The organism is Streptomyces sp. YS-3, assembly GCF_045257485.1.
In the GTDB taxonomy this organism is placed as follows: Bacteria; Actinomycetota; Actinomycetes; order Streptomycetales; family Streptomycetaceae; genus Streptomyces.
In genome coordinates this window covers 1-1,502 of sequence record NZ_JBJHPC010000973.1, presented here as the reverse complement: position 1 = coordinate 1,502, position 1,502 = coordinate 1, and the positions used below count along the sequence as shown (strand labels likewise).

At 68.6% G+C, this 1,502-nt stretch carries 1 protein-coding gene; it reads left to right on the top strand.

All coding sequences use genetic code 11. From position 1 onward, the window contains the following. Positions 1 to 50: 50 nt before the first annotated feature. Positions 51 to 1,406, top strand: coding sequence for an ABC transporter substrate-binding protein (locus ACJA3G_RS36805; protein ID WP_406557363.1), 1,356 nt, complete (start codon positions 51 to 53; stop codon positions 1,404 to 1,406). Positions 1,407 to 1,502: the final 96 nt, after the last annotated feature.

Below are 1,502 nucleotides of genomic sequence, written 5' to 3'. Positions count from 1 at the left end.
GTCTCACCGGCATTCCCCGCCCGCGGAGTTCAGCAGAAATGAGCCGATCCATGGACATCAGTACCGGCCGCACCAGAGGCCGACACACAGCAACCGCCCTCGCCCTCGCCGCCGTCCTCGCCCTGACCGCCACCGCCTGCGGTGACGACGGCGGTGGCGCGGGCGGCGACAAGGGCGAGGAGGGGACCGGAAAGGGCGAGATCACTTTCTGGGACAACAACACGGCCGTCCGCCGCGACATCTGGATGGAGATCATCAAGGACTTCGAGAAGAAGTACCCGGACATCAAGGTCAACTACGTCGGGATTCCCGCCGCATCCGTCCAGTCCAAGTACGACACCGCCATCCAGGGCGGCGGTCTGCCCGACGTCGGCGGGGTCGGGGCGGCGATGCTCGCCGGGATCGTGGGGCAGAACGCGCTGGAGCCGGTGGGCGACCGCGTCACGGCGAGCACGGCACTCAACGGCAGGCTGAACGCGGGCATGGTCGAGTCGGTGAAGGCGGCCGGCGGCAGGAAGGAGCTGTACACCGTGCCCACCTCCGCCAGCAACGGTGTGCTGTACTACCGCACCGATCTGTTCAAGGAGGCCGGGCTGGAGGCGCCCACCACCTGGACGAAGTTCTACGAGGCGGCGGCGAAGCTCACCGACAGCGGCAGGAACCAGTTCGGCTACACGATCCGCGGCGGCGCGGGCTCCATCGCCCAGGCACTGGACGCCATGTACGGCCAGAGCGGCATCACCTCGTTCTGGGACGCGTCCGGCACGAAGACCACGGTCAACGACCCCAGGAACGTCCAGGCGCTGGAGAAGTACACCGCCCTCTACAAGAAGGCCACCCCGTCGGCCGACGTCAACAACGACTTCACCAAAATGGTCGCCCAGTGGGACAGCGGCCGGATCGGCATGCTCAACCACAACCTCGGCTCCTACAAGGACCACGTCAAAGCACTCGGCCCCGACAAGTTCCGCGGTCTGCCCAACCCGACGACGGACAGTGGCGCACGTGTCCAGGTCTCCAACCCCGTCGACGGACTGGGCCTGTTCAAGGCGAGCAGGAACAAGAAGGCCGCCTGGACGTTCATCGAGTTCGCCGCCTCGCACGAGTCCAACAGCAAGTGGAACGAGTCGGCGGGCGCCATCCCCGCCAACACCGAGGCCGCCAAGGACCCCTGGGTCCAGAAGGCCGAGCCGACCCGGCTCGCCGCCGAGGCCCTCACCGGCGGCAGCACCACGATCGTCCAGCTGCCGTACTACCTGCCCGACTGGAACACCATCTCCAAGACCGCCAACGAGCCCGCGTTCCAGAAGGTCCTGCTCGGCAAGACGTCCGCGAAGGGCTTCCTGGACTCCCTCGCCGGCCAGCTCGACAAGGCGCAGGCCGAGTGGAAGAAGCAGAGCCGGTGACGGCCGCCGCCCTCGGCCGCCGCGGCGTCCTCGCCGCCGCCGGGACGCTCGCCCTCGCGGCGGCAACCGGCCCCGCCGCCCACGCGACCCCGGGAG

Coding starts and splice junctions, on each gene's coding strand:
- ACJA3G_RS36805 (WP_406557363.1), top strand. CDS start 51: ATGGACATCAGTACCGGCCGCACCAGAGGCCGACACACAGCAACCGCC.